This window comes from Phytoactinopolyspora halotolerans (genome assembly GCF_010550675.1).
GTDB classification, from domain to species: Bacteria; Actinomycetota; Actinomycetes; order Jiangellales; family Jiangellaceae; genus Phytoactinopolyspora; species Phytoactinopolyspora halotolerans.
This window is the reverse complement of the sequence record NZ_JAAGOA010000024.1, coordinates 1-14,337: the sequence shown is the minus strand read 5'-3', so window position 1 is coordinate 14,337 and position 14,337 is coordinate 1. Positions and strand designations below refer to the sequence as shown.

At 69.1% G+C, this 14,337-nt stretch carries 13 protein-coding genes; 5 read left to right on the top strand and 8 right to left on the bottom strand.

Going from position 1 to position 14,337, the window contains the following annotated elements:
* Positions 1-111: 111 nt before the first annotated feature.
* Positions 112-627, bottom strand: a complete 516-nt coding sequence (locus G1H10_RS25845) for a flavodoxin family protein (RefSeq protein WP_163743406.1) — start codon at positions 625-627, stop codon at positions 112-114.
* 239 nt (positions 628-866) lie between these two features.
* Here G1H10_RS25845 and G1H10_RS25840 point away from each other — a divergent pair, with 239 nt between their 5' ends.
* Entirely contained in the window at positions 867-1,103 is a 237-nt protein-coding gene (locus G1H10_RS25840; RefSeq protein WP_163743404.1) for a hypothetical protein, read from the top strand.
* Positions 1,104-1,199: 96 nt separating this feature from the next.
* Here the strand turns inward: G1H10_RS25840 and G1H10_RS25835 are convergent, their stop codons facing one another.
* The 4 genes from G1H10_RS25835 to G1H10_RS25820 all read right to left on the bottom strand — a co-directional run bounded on the left by G1H10_RS25835 (position 1,200) and on the right by G1H10_RS25820 (position 3,799).
* Entirely contained in the window at positions 1,200-2,357 is a 1,158-nt protein-coding gene (locus G1H10_RS25835; protein WP_163743402.1) for an FUSC family protein, read from the bottom strand.
* Positions 2,358-2,435: 78 nt separating this feature from the next.
* Entirely contained in the window at positions 2,436-3,068 is a 633-nt protein-coding gene (locus tag G1H10_RS25830) for a Rieske (2Fe-2S) protein (protein WP_216853668.1), read from the bottom strand.
* Entirely contained in the window at positions 3,065-3,292 is a 228-nt protein-coding gene (locus tag G1H10_RS25825) for a hypothetical protein (protein WP_163743399.1), read from the bottom strand. The genes G1H10_RS25830 and G1H10_RS25825 overlap by 4 nt, the downstream gene beginning before the upstream one ends.
* 54 nt (positions 3,293-3,346) lie before the next feature.
* Positions 3,347-3,799, bottom strand: coding sequence for a winged helix-turn-helix transcriptional regulator (locus G1H10_RS25820; protein WP_163743397.1), 453 nt, complete (start codon positions 3,797-3,799; stop codon positions 3,347-3,349).
* Positions 3,800-3,865: 66 nt separating this feature from the next.
* Between G1H10_RS25820 and G1H10_RS25815 the strand changes: the two genes are divergently transcribed.
* A complete protein-coding gene (locus tag G1H10_RS25815) occupies positions 3,866-4,807 on the top strand; it encodes an NADP-dependent oxidoreductase (RefSeq protein ID WP_163743395.1) in 942 nt (313 codons plus the stop codon).
* A gap of 28 nt (positions 4,808-4,835) precedes the next feature.
* Here G1H10_RS25815 and G1H10_RS25810 read toward each other — a convergent pair whose 3' ends face one another.
* Entirely contained in the window at positions 4,836-7,553 is a 2,718-nt protein-coding gene (locus G1H10_RS25810; RefSeq protein WP_163743393.1) for an exo-rhamnogalacturonan lyase family protein, read from the bottom strand.
* 277 nt (positions 7,554-7,830) lie between these two features.
* On the bottom strand, positions 7,831-8,892 hold the full coding sequence (locus G1H10_RS25805) for a LacI family DNA-binding transcriptional regulator (protein ID WP_163743391.1): 1,062 nt from the start codon (positions 8,890-8,892) through the stop codon (positions 7,831-7,833).
* Between the two features lie 77 nt (positions 8,893-8,969).
* On the opposite strand from G1H10_RS25805, the gene G1H10_RS25800 reads away from it, so the two are divergent.
* Entirely contained in the window at positions 8,970-11,012 is a 2,043-nt protein-coding gene (locus tag G1H10_RS25800) for a DUF2264 domain-containing protein (RefSeq protein WP_216853667.1), read from the top strand.
* Positions 11,013-11,038: 26 nt separating this feature from the next.
* Here the strand turns inward: G1H10_RS25800 and G1H10_RS25795 are convergent, their stop codons facing one another.
* Positions 11,039-11,740, bottom strand: a complete 702-nt coding sequence (locus G1H10_RS25795) for an NUDIX hydrolase (RefSeq protein ID WP_163743387.1) — start codon at positions 11,738-11,740, stop codon at positions 11,039-11,041.
* Between the two features lie 82 nt (positions 11,741-11,822).
* Between G1H10_RS25795 and G1H10_RS25790 the strand changes: the two genes are divergently transcribed.
* Both G1H10_RS25790 and G1H10_RS25785 read left to right on the top strand, forming a co-directional pair.
* A complete protein-coding gene (locus G1H10_RS25790) occupies positions 11,823-12,821 on the top strand; it encodes an SPFH domain-containing protein (RefSeq protein ID WP_163743386.1) in 999 nt (332 codons plus the stop codon).
* A complete protein-coding gene (locus G1H10_RS25785; protein ID WP_163743384.1) occupies positions 12,821-13,720 on the top strand; it encodes a diacylglycerol kinase catalytic domain-containing protein in 900 nt (299 codons plus the stop codon). Before G1H10_RS25790 ends, G1H10_RS25785 begins: the two co-directional genes overlap by 1 nt.
* Positions 13,721-14,337: the final 617 nt, after the last annotated feature.

Here is a 14,337-nt window from a genome sequence, read left to right as displayed (position 1 = left end):
GCGTCATCGCCGCCGAACACCGTCGACCTCCGGTCGGCCGACCGGAGGTCGACTGCTAAACCACCGTGACAGCGTGTGGGGACGACAGGCCTCGACGGCCCGGTGCGGTCGTCACGACACCGGCATGAACTCCGTTCCCAGTTGCGCTGCCCACTCCGTGGCCCGCTCGATCTCGCCTTCGACCAAGGGACCTTCCTTGCCGTGCACATAGAAACTCATCGGCCGCGCGACCGTGGCGAAACCGAGGCGCTTCAGCCGCTTCTCCGCCGCCGCGGCGGCCGAGCCGGGCAGCCGGGGCCGGTTCACCCGGGTGTCGAAGGTCACCGCCGCGGTGGTGCCCGAGGCGTCCCGTTCCAACGCGTCGAACCATTCCCGTACTCCGATCCGGGCCGACAGCACGCCGTGCGGCGCCTCCTTCGCGGCCTCTTCCCGGGTCGAGGCTCTGCTCATCCCGAACGCATGTGTCGGGCATCCCACGATCAGCAGACCCACCGTCGCCGGGATGACCAACGGCGCCTCTCCCACCTCTAGCACCCGCACCTCTCGGGCGGCCAGACCCGCGGCAATCGCCTCGGCGAGTGCCTTGGTGTTTCCGAACATCGACTCGTACACGACCCATGCGTCCATCGTTCTCTTCTCCGTCTCGTCGCTCACGCGCTGACGCGTGTTCTGCTGCTCGTCCTCAGGTTCCGTCCGGGTCACGCTTGAGCCGCAGGGGCGAAAGTCCCGCATATGGCCCCTGATGTGCCGCATACCGGGACCGCTGCGGTTCGGGCCGCTGCGGTTCGGACCGCATCGAATTGATCTGCTCGTTCGGGGTACGCGCAGCCTGTACGGATTCCCCCGGAAGCCGGAGAGAAGCAGCGATGACCACACAGATGACCGGACCTTCGGGTGAGGAGCCACGCGGAGAGGGCACTCGCTACGACACCGAGAGCCTGGCCGAGATGCTGCGGGCAGCGGCACACCAGGCTCGCTCCGACATCACCCACACCGACGATCCCAAGGCGCAGGCGCTGCTGGAGACCAGCGCCGAGGTGTTGCTTGGGCTGGTGACGGCGTTCGAGCACTACGCCGAAGGACGCGAACCCGCCTGGAGATGAACTCCTGCCCGTCGCTGACGCCGTCAACCCGCAGCATCGGTACGGGCGCTGGTCGACACCTCGATCGGCTCGGCGTCGCTCCCGATGGGCATACCCTCACGACTCCTCGTCGTCGGCGCGCGGCTGGGTGCGCACCTTCTCCGCCGACGCACGCACCTCGGCAACAGCGTCGGTCACCTCCAGCCCCAGGGCCCGCAACAGGTCGGTCGCGGTCGAGCGCACCTGGGCGACCACCGCGCTGGTAGGCATGCTGGCCCGGCCGGCGACGAGGAGGCTGGCCCGTCCCGCCGCCCGTATCGCGTCGGCCCGCGCCCTGACCCCTCCCCTGTCCCGGTAGAGCTCCGACTCCAGGCCGAGCACCGCGGCGGCGAGATCGCGAACCGCCAGCCCCAGCTCCGGCGAGATCTCCTCCTCCATCGAGCAGACCCGGAGAGTGGCGCGTGCGAGTACCCGCACGTCCCGGACCGCAAGTTCGACCGGGCCCAACGCGGCCGACTGCCGGCCGACGACGGACCGTTTGCTCCAATGCGTCGGCGCCAGCACTGCCGTCTCCTCCGCCTGGTCGATCGTCTCCTGCCAGGTCCGGACGTAGCCGTCGAGCGTACGAGACTGTTGCAGGGCTGCCTCGGCCTCTGCGACGTCCCCGGTGTCCAGCGCCGTGGCGATCTGTTCCAGCGTCGCGCGTAATTCGGCGAAGAGCGGTACGGCGGCGGCGCGGGTGCTGGCCAGCGGATGCCGGGGCAGGATGAACGACGCGGCCAGACCGAAACCACCGCCGATCAACACGTCCACCAGACGCTGGTTGGCGAGCGAGCTGTACAGGCCGTCCGGTGGCTCGATCGTGGCGATCAGCACGCTGGCGACCCCGGCCTGTGTGACCACCATGGGGCCGGCACCCAGCGCCGTCACCGTCCCCATCGCCAGGGTGGCGACCACGAAGACCTGGATGGGCCCGGTTCCGATCATGGCGATCAGCAGATCGCCGATGACCACCCCGACGGCGGCCCCGGCGACGATCTCCACCGCTCGCCGCACCCGGCGCCCGGGCGCCAGACTGAGCACCAGCATGGCGCCGATCGGCGCGAAGATTCCCGGCCGATGCCCCAACAGCTCGTGGGCGACATACCAGGACGCCCCGGCGGCCGCGGCCGCCTGCAGGAGCGTGACCCCGGCCTGGCGGAGCCGTGCCACCGACGGCCCGAGCGCACGGGTGAACCTGGTCACCAGCCCGACTGCGGCTTCGCGCCCGCGCACCCGCAACCTCCCTCGCCGACGGTCTCGTCCTGCCTCCCATTGTCAGGCCTGGGCGCCGCGGAGGTGGGGCGGGCGCGCTCAGCCGGGCAGGATCCGATCGCCCTCGACGACGATCGGCACGGACTCCAGCGCCTGCTCAGCCGGGCCTCGCTCGACCGAGCCGTCTGCCACAGAGAACTGGCTACCGTGGCAGTGACAGGTGATCAGCCCGTCGGCTACCTCGCTGACGGCGCAGCCCTGATGGGTGCAGACGGTGCTGAACGCCGCGAACTCGCCGTCCGACGGCTGGGTGATCACCACTCCGGGTCCGTTGAGGATCACTCCGCCGCCCACGGGAACGTCGTCGACGGCCGCGAGCGCCTCGCCACCGTCCCCGGTCGGAGACTGTTCCGGCTCCGGGCCGGCCGTCTCCTCCGGCTCGGCCGTCCCTTCCGTCTCCTCCGGCCTGTCCGTGTCGCCGTTCCCCGCGTCGTCGTTCCCGCCGTCGTCGTCCTCACCGGCGTCAGGCGCGGGCGTATCGGCGCTGTCGGCGGGCTCGTCGTCGCCGCATGCGGTCAGGAACCCCGCCAGACCGACAGCACCCATCCCCATCAGGGCGGTTCTACGGCCGATCACGCACCGGGGGCATGCGGCATGGTGCCCGCCGGTGGGAACCACGGCGGTCTCGCTCTCGGTCGCGGTCGTGGTCTCGGTCTTCCTTGCGCTCGTCACAGTCTGGTCCATGCCGGGAGATACGGAGACTCGGCCACGATGGATTGCGCAGCCGCGCTCGCACCGGGGGCGCCGACGGTCACGTCGTTGATGTTGAACGCCTCCTCCGCCCATGGGAACACCCACATGAACAGCGCGTACACGATCGCGGCTACGAGCGCGAGGTACAACAGCAGGCGAATCGGCCATGGTCCCGGAAGGACTCGCCATATCGCTGCGTACATCGTCCGCTCCTCGACGTCGGCTCCATGTGGGCGGTGACCCTACCGATCAACGGGTCACCGCCCGACTCGGTTCCCACGCTGAGATGAGACGGCAGTGGTTTCGATCGGGTCCAGGTCACGTGCCGCAGCGTCGTCGTAACGCTCACGCGCGACCTGTATGTCGTCGATGTGCGCCTCGGACCAGATGCGGATCTCGCCCATCAAATCGATGAGACTCTGCCCGAGTTCAGTCAAGCTGTATTCCACCCGCGGCGGGATGCTCGGATACACGACGCGTCGCACAAGTCCGTCCCGCTCCAGCTCGCGCAACGTCTTGGTGAGCATCTTCTGGGTGACCCCGTCGAGTCGCCGGCGCAGCTGGCCGAACCTCATCGTGCCACCGCCGAGCGCTCCGATCACCAGACAGACCCACTTGTTCGCAATGACGTCGAGCACGGCCCGGGACGCACACGTACGCAAATACGCATCCGCGCCGCCGCGGGAGCGGAGGTCAGGAGTGGTATACACAAGGTACCTATATATCAGCAAAGTGCCTTCTATACGTCGGGAACCACCTCGACCAGCATTGTTGCCATGACGGAAATGATGCGGGCGATCCGCCAGGAGACCCTGGGCGGACCCGAGGTACTCCACATGATCGAGACCGAGCGCCCTTCCCCCGGGCCCACCGAAGTACTGGTTGAGGTGCGAGCCGCCGGTGTCAACCCCACCGACTGGCAGATCCGTGAACAGGGCTACTGGCTCACGCCACCGTTCACCCTGGGCTGGGATGTCTCCGGCGTCGTCGCCGCGGTCGCCCCGGGCGTCAACCGCTTCGCCGTCGGCGACGAGGTGTACGGAATGCCGGGTTTCCCGGCCATGCCCGGTTGCTACGCCGAGTACGTGGCGGCGCCGGCGCGTCACTTCGCTCCGAAACCCTCCAGTCTGAGCCACGTCGAAGCGGCTGCTGTGCCCCTGGCCGCCCTCACCGCCTGGCAATCACTGGTGGAGGTGGGCAAGGTCGGCCGCGGTGACCGTGTGCTCGTCCACGCCGCCGCCGGCGGTGTCGGGCACCTGGCGGTGCAACTGGCCAAAGCCCTCGGCGCACACGTCGTCGGCACCGCCGGCCCCAGCAACCGCGACTTCCTCCACGGTCTCGGGACCGACGAGATCATCGACTACGTGACCCAGGACTTCCGCACGGCCACCTCCGAGATCGACATCGTGCTCGACACCGTCGCAGGCGAAACGGTGGACGGCTCCCTGCAGGTGCTACGGCCCGGCGGTCTGCTGATCGGACTGACCAATCCGTCCGCCTTCGACGAGCTCGCTGCCACTGCAGGGGCCGCCGGCCGACGCGCCGTCACCGTCATGGTCGCGCCGGATCACCACGCACTCGAGCAGATCACCGAACTCATCGACGACGGCGCCCTGCGGCCGCACATCTCGGCGACATACCCGCTCGCTGAGGCCGACCAGGCCCACAAGCTGAGCCAGCAGGGACACGTGCGCGGAAAGATCGCCCTCACCACATAGGTCATCATGACGATCAACACGCCCACGCTCAGTCCGGAAGGCGATCACCCGCCAGTGCCAGATTCTGGATGGCGGCCAGACCATAGAGCGCGGTGGTGTTGGTGGACACCCACGCCGCCGTGTCCGTCGGGTTGAGCGTGTCCTCGTTCCGCTGCGCGCTCCAGTCCTGGTCCACCGAATACTCCCAGCCGGTCCGGGGGTGGAGGAAGAAGTCCCACGCACGATCGGCGTACGTGGCGTCACCGAGTCGGTGGTACGCGTAGGCGTCCATGCGGGTGTGGCCCTGTCGGAGATTGGTGCCGAGGCGTCCGCCCAGTTCCGCCTCCTGTTCCTCGCGGCTGGCGTTGTAGAGCCGGCAGTACGGCAGCCACGCGGCCTCGAACTCGGGCATGTCGATGGCGTCGATGAGCTCGGCGCAGATCTCCACCAGGCCGAACATCGCCCCCAACGAGCTCCCGCTGACACTGGCTTCGGCCGGCAAGAACTCGCCGGTCTCCATGTTGTAGAGGGTGCCGCCGTTGGCGAGCCCGTTCGGCATCGCTGCGATGGTGCGCATCGTGCCGAGCACCTTCCGCTCCGCGGCGGACGCCTGCGGCCCGCGACGCTCCCACTCGGTGAACCAGGCCGCGGCCAGCGCCGACCAGTCCGTCCCCAGACCGATGGCGAGCGCGCGGGGATCGGGCTCGTACTCCCCCTCGCGGATCTTGCGGATGGGATCCAGCACCAGGAACGTCTCCTCGGCATCGACCAGCTCGTGCATCAGATCGCCGGTGCGCTCGTCGGCGGTGAGGTAGTAGAAGATCCGCCGGTAGATGGCCGTGCTGATCCGCAGCTGCTTGGCGCTGTCACCCCAGTGCTGCACGTTGTGCCGCGTGCCCAGACCGGCCCACTCACCGATGTGGTAGACGTCGACCTCGCCGGTGTGCCGGGTCATCGCCTCAGCGAACCGGAAGATGTCGGCCCGTCCGGAGCGCAGGTAGGAGTACCACAGCCACAGGTCGGGCGACAGCTCCGAGTTGTCCCACGCGTAGCCGCCAACGTCGTACCGCCAGACGCTGCGGTCCTCGTCGAAGCTGTGCATGATGTCGCCGTAGTCCCAGAAGCCGTACCAGTGCCGCTGGTCCTGCTGCTTGGCGTAGAAGTCGAAGAGGAAGTCGAGGCTGTCCTCGATCTTCGCCTTCATCGGTGTGGATCGGTCCACCGGCGCGAACAGACCGCCGAAGACGTTCGCGTCGACCAGGTGCTGCACCTCGTTGACGATCTGCGGCGGCGTCCGCACCACGTCGGCCATCGCGCCGAGCCGCTCCGCCTCCGGTGTGGCGTCCAGCGCCCACAGCATCAACTCGCTCGTCCGCGCGATCCCGTAGGGCGTGCCGAATCCGGGCTCGTAGTCCTCGTAGGTGATCTCCAGTGCATCGAGCTGCTCGTCGTACGTGTCCTGCCCCATGCCGTCGTGGTAGAAGCGGGTGTCCATCGGCGGCGCCTCCGGCGACCACAGCCAGACGGTGACCTCGGCGGAGTCCGTCTGCGCGTCGCGCACGTCGAGCTGGGTGGGGTGGCGCTGCCAGAAATCCCGCAGCCCGAATCCGACGCCGCCGCTGACGCCGCCGACGTAACCGAACCCGGAGGCACGGCCGCCCTGGTCGATCGGCACCCAACCGTGCCCGCTCGTCGTCCGCTTCGCCACCGTGAACCCCTCGGACGACAGCTGACTGAGCCGGTAGTCGCCCCAGGCCGGGATCCAGTGCAGCCGGTCGGTGACCCGGGTGTCCCACGTGGAAGGGTCGGGCAAGCGCTTCCCGTCCACCTGCGCGGCTCGGACGTTCCGGCCCGGATCACGGCGCATTCCGGTGATCGGCTGGATCGCCTCGGTGAGCATGCCGTGCCCCTCACCCACGAACCGGATGTGCCGGTCGTAGAGCTCGTCGACCATCGGCACCTGGAAGCGCACACCGAGGCCGGCGATGAACTCCTCGTTCCCGTCGCTGTCGAAGACGAACGTGTGCATGATCCGCACGTGCTCGGCGCCGGCGTAGAAATACAGCCGAATCGTGAACGGCAGCCAATCCCGCCCCGGGCCGGAGTGCACACCCTCGACCCGGACGACCGCCCGCACCGGGCCGGACTGCTCCACCGTGACCTCTTCGACCTTGCTGACCAGCTTTCGTCGGTCGGCCCGGGCCTCGTCGCCGTCGTCGATCTTCTGCTGGCGCAGGTTGACCAGCTCGACGTGCCGCGCGATCTCCCGTTCGCCCCTGCTGATCGAACGGATCACATAAGGGCCGCGCTTGTTCACCGTGCAGCTGATCACGCCGGTCTCTACCACCACCCGGCCACGGTTCTCCTGCACGGTCACGGCGTTGGCCGGCTCGGCCGGCTCGCCGGCCGCCAGGACGTACTCCTCGGCTGCCTGGGCATCGGCCGCCAGCGCGTGCGCGGTCCACTTCACCGACCCGTCCGGCCAGTACGCCAACGGCCAGCTCTGCGTCGGCACCGCATCGCCGCCGGACGACCGCAGCGCGAACTGCTGGTCCGGGTCGACGGTGCCCCTCGCCCACGGCACGCCCCAGGTGCTGCCGGTGCCGATCGGCGACGGGTCCCCCTCCAGCCAGTGCAGCCGCGCCTCGGGCGCCGCACCATCCTGGTTCGCGGCCTGGGCGGCGAAGGCGGGACCGATCGGAACGGCGGCGCCCACGCTCGCGCCGACCATGCTCTGGACGAATGTACGACGGGATAGATCGGGCATCTGACCTCACTCCTTGGATCGCTGCTCTGCGACGCAACATCGTGATGCCGACTGCGCACATGGCGTCACGGTAGACGGACCGCCGAGGCGCCATCGGGCACACGCACGGCCGCCGTTCCCCCGTGCCCTCGTCTCCTCTCAGATGTAAACGCGGCCATCGTGGCAGCCCCGTCGCCCGCCGCAGCGCAATCAGACAAAAACGTTCACATTCGTGCGCGCACTCGTTCCTGTGATCATCAACCGTTGGACACATGGTCACCGGTCCAACGGTTGATGATCACGGGTGACCGCAGGACTCGCGCACGGTGAGGCGCGGCAAGAGCTGAACATGCCGCGGCGGTCCGGGTTCCTCGTCCGTCCCGCCGGTCCGGCTGACCAGCAACCGCAGCGCCTCGCGCCCCAACTCACGGCGCGGTGGCGTCACTGCGGTGAGCGGCACGTCGGCGAGTTCGGCGAGTTCGTCGTCGTAGGCAACGATGGCCAGGTCCTCCGGCACCCGCAAACCGCGCACATGCGCCAGTTCCACCAGGCGCGCGGCATGGTAATCGGTATGGGCGACGACGGCCCGGGTGTCCGACGCACGGCACTCGTCGAGCAGATCACCCAGCGCCCGCGCGAGCGCCGACGGATCATCCTCACCCTTGGGAAGAGTACGCACCGGGGCAAGATCCAGCCCCAGCCGGTCGACGGCGTCGGTATAGCCCGCACGGATCCAGCGGGACGTGGGCGTGCGATCGAAGATGCCCAGCGCGACGCGCGCATGCCCGAGCCGGCGCAGGTGGTCGACGGCGAGCAGCGCACCGTGCACGTGGTCGGTGCGCGCGCTGTCCAGCTCGCGCACCAGCGGTGTCTCGTCGACGTGCCGCTCCATCACCACCACCGGCACGGGGATGGACTCCAACCAGGCCGCGACGTCGTCCGGTTGCCCCCGGTTCGTCGTCGGAGTCAGCACCAAACCCTTGACGCCGAGCGTCAGCAGCCGCTCCACGCGCGTTCGTTCCAGCTCGGGCCGGTAGTTCGAGATGCCCAGGGCAAGCCGCGTACGCAGGGCGGCAGCGACCGTCTCCATGCCGCGCACGATCTCCGGATAGTAAACGGTGGCCGACGGCACGACGACGCCCACCAGCGTCCGGGCGGCAGCAGGCTTGCGTGCGGCGCTGCGCACCGCCAACGCTCCGCCATGGACCTGGGCGAGGAGACCGTCGGCGTCCAGCTTGGCGATATCGCGCCGGATGGTCACCTGTGACACACCGAGCTCCTCGGCGACGTCGCTGGCCCGGATGCTCTCGTGCAGTTCGAGCCAGCGGAGCAGGTATTCGTGGCGCGCGCGTGGCAGCATGAGGCGATGGTGATCGAATGAGTCGTCTTTTGTCCATATCGGCCGACAGCCGTGATCACCGTGCCGACAATGCGGCGGTGACCGACCATGCCATCCGGCCATGGCCCCGCCGCCGCTGGGAAGAGCTGGCCGACCGACTGCTGCTCGCCGTGCGACCGTACGCCGGCGACGACCGCGCGCTGATCCGCATTCCGGGTCCGGCCAGCGCCTCCGGACGCTGGTCCGACGGCCTGGAGGGATACGCCCGCACCTTCATCATGGCGGCGTTCCGGGTGGCCGGAGCGGACGGCCACGACCCGCATGGCCTGCTGGACCAATACGCGCACGGGCTGCGGCACGGCACCGATCCGGACAGCCCCGCGCGGTGGCCACGGATGAGCGAACGCAGGCAGGCCAGGGTCGAGGCCGCGTCGATCGCGATCGGCCTGTCGGAGACCCGGCCATGGCTCTGGGACCGGCTCGACGACGGCACCCGCTCCCGCGTGGTCGACTGGTTCGCCGACATCGTCGGCACGACCGACTACGGGAACAACTGGTTGTGGTTCCAGAACGTGGTCGAGTCGTTCCTCGCCTCCGTCGGCGGGCCGTGGAGCCAGGACGATCTCGACCGCAACGCCGAGCTGGAAGAGCGACTGTACGTCGGCGACGGCTGGTACTCGGACGGTGCCGGACGGGACGGGCGGCTGCAGAGCTTCGACTACTACGCGGGCTGGGCGTGGCATCTGTACCCGCTGCTCGACGCCCGGATCCGTGGCACGGAGCTGAGCGACGCGCGCCGGGACCGGATGCGTGCCTTCCTCGACCAAGCGTCGCTGCTGGTCGGGTCCGGCGGGGCTCCCGTGTTGCAGGGCCGGTCGCTGACCTACCGGTTCGCCATGCTGGCGCCGTTCTGGGCGGGCGCGCTCGCCGACGCGACGCCGCTCTCGCCCGGGCAGACCAGCGCGCTGACCGCCGCGGTCATGCAACACTTCATCGACCACGGCGCGATCACCGACGATGGGCTGCTCCCGATCGGCTGGCACCGGGAGTTCCCGCGGATCCGGCAGCTCTACACCGGGGCGGGTTCACCGTACTGGGCCAGCAAGGCGTTCCTCGGCCTGTTGCTGCCGCCCGGCCATCCGGTGTGGACCGCGACACCGGAGCCGCTGCCGCACTGGCAGCGCGACTCGGTCACGCTGCTCCGGGTACCGGGCTGGCTCGTGCAGTCAACCAGCGACGACGGCGTGGTGCGGCTGATCAACCACGGTACCGACCGGCTCCAGCAGCCGGCCGCGGTGCCCGAACCCGACGATCCGTTCTACCGGCGGCAGGCCTACTCGTCACACAGCGCGCCGCAGCTGCTCCCGGCGAGCATCGCCGCACCGGTGGAGTCGCACACGGCGCTGCTCGATGCGACCGGCCTGCCCTCGCACCGCGGCGGGGTGCAACGGATCCACCTAGGCCAGACGGTCGCCGTCTCCCGCTGCCGCCCGTACTGGCTGAGCCATGGCCACGTCGGTACGGAAGGCGACAGCGCGTCGTGGGCCGGACTCCGGCACGGCCCCGAGCTGACCGTCGCCTCCGTCGTGCACGGCGCGGTAGAACTGCGGCTCGCCTGGATCACCACGGATGCCGCCACGGATGCGACCACGGATGCGACCGTGGCCGGCCCGGCTGTTGCACTACCGGCGAGCGAGGAGAGTCCGTGGCCCGCCGATCCCGGGCCGTGGCGCCTGCGCATCGGCGGCTGGGCGCTGGCCGGCGAACCCGGCGACGTCGTTATCGAGACACGCCGGCCCGGCGCAGATCCGCAGGCCGGAGAACCAGCGCGAATCCAGGCCCGGCGACTCTCTGATGGAATGATCTCGGTCGTTCAGGGCGTGCGCGGTCTGAACGTTGCCGGCTCCGTCCAGCTGGAGGGAGCGGATCCGCTCGGCCCGTCGTCGATCGTCCCGTGGGTCCGCTCCGCAGAGCCGGTCGCTCCCGGTGACGTCCAGGCCGCCGCCGTCGTGCTCCGCCGGTCGTCGGCTCCGCTCCTTCCGGAGACGCCGGAGGTAGTGGTGAACCCAGACGGAAGCGGGTGCATCCTGGTCCGCTGGCCGGACGGCGCCGAGGACACCGTCCCGGCAGCCTTGCGTTGACCAGGTCGTGCGTTGGCCAGGTCGCGTCATGGCATCCGCAACATCGGCGGATGCAGCAGCGACGCTGGGCCGCGCCGGTACAGTTGCGCCGGCCGCCCGCCGTCGCGCGTGCTGGTCCGGCCGGTCGGCTCCACGAAGCCCGGAGCGCCCGTGACCTTGCGATGGAAGTTGCGCGGATCCAGGCGCACGTCCCAGACGATCTCATAGATCCGCCGCAGTTCGGCAACGGTGAACTCGGGGCCGCAGAAGGCGGTGGCGAGCGGCGTGTATTCGAGCTTGGCGCGCGCCCGCTCGATGCCATCGTTCAGAATCTCCCGGTGATCGAACGCCAGCGCGTCCGGCTCCGCGACCAGGTCCGCGGTCGGCGCCCAGCGAGCCGCGCTCGCATCGGTGCCCGCGACGGGGGACGGTAAATCCGCGGCGAGGGCGAGGTACGCCACCGTGACCACGCGCATCCGTGGGTCGCGATCGGGAGCACCATAGCTGCCGAGTTGCTCGAGATGGATGTCGGTGGTCAACCCGGTCTCCTCGACCAGTTCGCGGGTGGCGGCCTGGCGCAGGTCTTCGTCGGGACGGACGAATCCTCCCGGCAGCGCCCACCGTCCTTGGAAGGGCGGCCCGGCGCGCTCGATCACCAGCACGCGCATGGTGTCGTCGCGCACAGTCAGGATCACCAAGTCGACGGTGACGGCGAACGGCGGGTACTCCGCCGGCCGGTATCGATCCATGAGTGCCGCACCTCCGGTTATCGTCTACTTGACGATAACTCAAACAGCCTTTATCGTCGGAATGACGATAAGGAGTTGCCCCATGGCCCACATCACCCGCTACCCGAGCCTCCGCCACCTGCGCAGCACGGCCACCTCGCACGTCCGGCTGCACCGCAAGGGCAAACTGATCCGTGAAGGTGCTGGACAGGCATTCTGGTTCCGTCCACTTGCCGCGGCGCTCAGTGAGGTGCCGATCGATGACCGCGAAGTACCGCTGCTGTTCCACGCTCGGTCGGCCGATTTCCAGGATGTGACCGTCCAGGCGACCGTGACCTACCGGGTCACCGATCCAGGGCTGGCCGCCAGCCGTATCGACTTCTCCATCGACACGGAGAGCGGACTGTGGACGGGCACCCCGCTCGAGCAGGTCGCCGGCTTGCTCACCGAGTCGTCCCAGCAGCATGCCTTGGACCTGCTTGCCCGGATGCCGCTGCGGACCGCGCTGACCGAGGGTGTGGAAGCGGTCCGGAACCGGCTCGCCGAAGGGCTGCGAGCCGATCACCGGCTGACCGAGACCGGCCTCGCCGTCCTGGACGTCCGCGTGGTCGCCGTGCGGCCGGAACCCGACGTGGAGAAGGCGCTGCAGACACCGGCGCGCGAGCAGATGCAGCAGGACGCCGATCGGGCGACCTACGAGCGCCGCGCCCTCGCCGTCGAGCGTGAACGAACGATCAGCGAGAACGAGTTGCAGAGCAAGATCGAGCTGGCGCGCCGCGAGCAGGATCTCGTGGCCCAGCGTGGCGCCAACGCGCGCCGGGAGGCTGAGGAGACGGCCGCAGCCGACCGCATCGAGGTCGAGGCTCAGGCAAGCCGAGAACGGCAACTCGCCGACGTGCGCGCCGATGCGACCCGAATCATCGGGGAGGCGGAGGCCGCGGTGGAGTCGGCGCGAGTGGCAGCGTACCGAGACCTCAACGGCACCACGTTGCTCGGCCTGGCCGTCAAGGATCTCGCCGGCCACCTACCGGACATCGGTACGGTCATCCTCACGCCCGACATGCTGGCTCCCGCACTGGCCCGGCTGGCTGGTGAGCGGTGATGGCCCTGCCCCCACGTGTCGTGATCGTCCGGCGCCACACCGAACTGGACGAGTTGATCGCCCGCCACAGCACCCGTGGTCAGGCCGCGTTCTTCCTCTCCAGCCGGGGACGGCGGGTCGAGGACGTCGAGGCACGGCACGCGGCGACCGAGGAGGCGCTCGCCACCGTGGCCGCCGCGGTACCGGTCGACTGGCGCCGGGGGCAGGTCGAACGGGACGATCTTCCACGGTTCCTGTTCGGTCCAGAGGACATCGTGGTCGTCGTCGGCCAGGACGGCCTCGTCGCCAACGTCGCCAAATACCTCGACGGCCAGCCGGTGATCGGCGTCAACACGGAGCCCGAACGCAACCCCGGCGTGCTCGTCCCACATCGACCGTCCGCCGTCGCCTCCCTCCTCCGCGACGCGGCCGCTGCCGACACGTCCGGCCGGGTCGAGTCGCGACCGATGGCAGAGGCCGTCACCGATGACGGGCAACGGCTCGTGGCCTTGAACGAGATCTACGTCGGCCACCCGTCACACCAGGCTGCCCGGTATCTGCTGGCCGTGCCCGATGGCCGGCAGGAGCGACAGGCGTCGTCCGGCTTGATCGCCTCGACCGGCACCGGCGCGACAGGGTGGTGCCGATCGATCTGGCGGCAACGGCGTAGCGGCCTGGCTCTCCCGCACCCGGTCGAGCACCGCCTCGCATGGTTCGTCCGAGAGGCGTGGCCGTCGCCGGGCACCGGCACCGATCTGGACGAGGGCGATCTGACGACCGATCCGCTAACCATGACCGCGGAATCAGACCAGCTGGTCGCGTTCGGGGACGGCATCGAATCGGACGCGCTGAGATTGAGCTGGAGTCAGACCGTCGAACTTCGCGTCGCCGAACGTCGGCTTCGCCTCCTCACCGCGTGATCATGATCACAGAAGGCTGTTTGTGTTCGTTCTGGGACGCCGCCACGAGCATGGTGGCGAGAATGGCCGCGTGACCGCACGCACCGCCCTGGGTGCATGGGCACGCCGATCCTGACAGCGTCGGGCAGTCAACGGGTAGCGCGAATCACCGTGAGTGTCTTGACCGGTCGATGGCCTCCTGCTTGGACATACTCGTCACATCGGCTTCTGGTAGGCGGACGTCGTCGAGGAGTATGTGTATGAGCTGTGCCGGAATGCTCTCGTCGGTCATCGCTGGGCTACCTCGACCCGGTGCGGTCCCTTCTCTCACGCATGCCCAGAACTCGCCCTCGGTCACGCACAGCTGGTCCTTCAGTATGTGCGCCCATAGTTGCTTGCCATAGTCGGTGCGGTCTTGGAGGATGCGAGATCCGCGTGCGCAGTACTCGTCCGTCGGAAGAGTCAGTTCGTGCGTGACGTGGTGGGTGCCCGTTCGCCCTTGAGCATCTCTGACTAGGGCGTGTCTCCCAATTCTTTCGTTTGGTGTGGTTGATCATGGATGAGTGCTCAGAACTGGTGTGATTTCGGATGAGTTGTGGGAGTTGATCGAGCCGGAGCTGCCATCCCACGTGGGTCGG

Excerpts from the sequence above, each read along its gene's own strand:
- G1H10_RS25845 (WP_163743406.1), bottom strand. The coding sequence starts at position 627 with ATGGACGCATGGGTCGTGTACGAGTCGATGTTCGGAAACACCAAGGCA.
- G1H10_RS25840 (WP_163743404.1), top strand. The coding sequence starts at position 867 with ATGACCACACAGATGACCGGACCTTCGGGTGAGGAGCCACGCGGAGAG.
- G1H10_RS25825 (WP_163743399.1), bottom strand. The coding sequence starts at position 3,292 with ATGTACGCAGCGATATGGCGAGTCCTTCCGGGACCATGGCCGATTCGC.
- G1H10_RS25815 (WP_163743395.1), top strand. The coding sequence starts at position 3,866 with ATGACGGAAATGATGCGGGCGATCCGCCAGGAGACCCTGGGCGGACCC.
- G1H10_RS25810 (WP_163743393.1), bottom strand. The coding sequence starts at position 7,553 with ATGCCCGATCTATCCCGTCGTACATTCGTCCAGAGCATGGTCGGCGCG.
- G1H10_RS25805 (WP_163743391.1), bottom strand. The coding sequence starts at position 8,892 with ATGCTGCCACGCGCGCGCCACGAATACCTGCTCCGCTGGCTCGAACTG.
- G1H10_RS25795 (WP_163743387.1), bottom strand. The coding sequence starts at position 11,740 with ATGGATCGATACCGGCCGGCGGAGTACCCGCCGTTCGCCGTCACCGTC.
- G1H10_RS25790 (WP_163743386.1), top strand. The coding sequence starts at position 11,823 with ATGGCCCACATCACCCGCTACCCGAGCCTCCGCCACCTGCGCAGCACG.
- G1H10_RS25785 (WP_163743384.1), top strand. The coding sequence starts at position 12,821 with ATGGCCCTGCCCCCACGTGTCGTGATCGTCCGGCGCCACACCGAACTG.